The sequence below is a fragment of the Photobacterium andalusiense genome, from assembly GCF_900185625.1.
Taxonomy (GTDB): domain Bacteria; phylum Pseudomonadota; class Gammaproteobacteria; order Enterobacterales; family Vibrionaceae; genus Photobacterium; species Photobacterium aquimaris.
Genome location: NZ_FYAJ01000067.1, coordinates 1 through 512, shown reverse-complemented (window position 1 = coordinate 512; position 512 = coordinate 1). Strand labels below are relative to the sequence as shown.

1 rRNA gene is annotated in these 512 nt (G+C 51.2%); it reads right to left on the bottom strand.

From position 1 onward, the window contains the following. Positions 1-512 (bottom strand): 23S ribosomal RNA (locus PAND9192_RS20480); the annotation flags it as partial.

Here is a 512-nt window from a genome sequence, read left to right as displayed (position 1 = left end):
ATTGCCGCAGCTTCGGTGTATAGCTTAGCCCCGTTAAATCTTCCGCGCAGGCCGACTCGACCAGTGAGCTATTACGCTTTCTTTAAATGATGGCTGCTTCTAAGCCAACATCCTGGCTGTCTGAGCCTTCCCACATCGTTTCCCACTTAGCTATAACTTTGGGACCTTAGCTGGCGGTCTGGGTTGTTTCCCTCTTCACGACGGACGTTAGCACCCGCCGTGTGTCTCCCGGATATTACTTACTGGTATTCGGAGTTTGCAAAGGGTTGGTAAGTCGGGATGACCCCCTAGCCTTAACAGTGCTCTACCCCCAGTAGTATTCGTCCGAGGCGCTACCTAAATAGCTTTCGGGGAGAACCAGCTATCTCCGAGTTTGATTGGCCTTTCACCCCTAGCCACAAGTCATCCGCTAATTTTTCAACATTAGTCGGTTCGGTCCTCCAGTAAGTGTTACCTCACCTTCAACCTGCCCATGGCTAGATCACTCGGTTTCGGGTCTAATCCTAGCAACT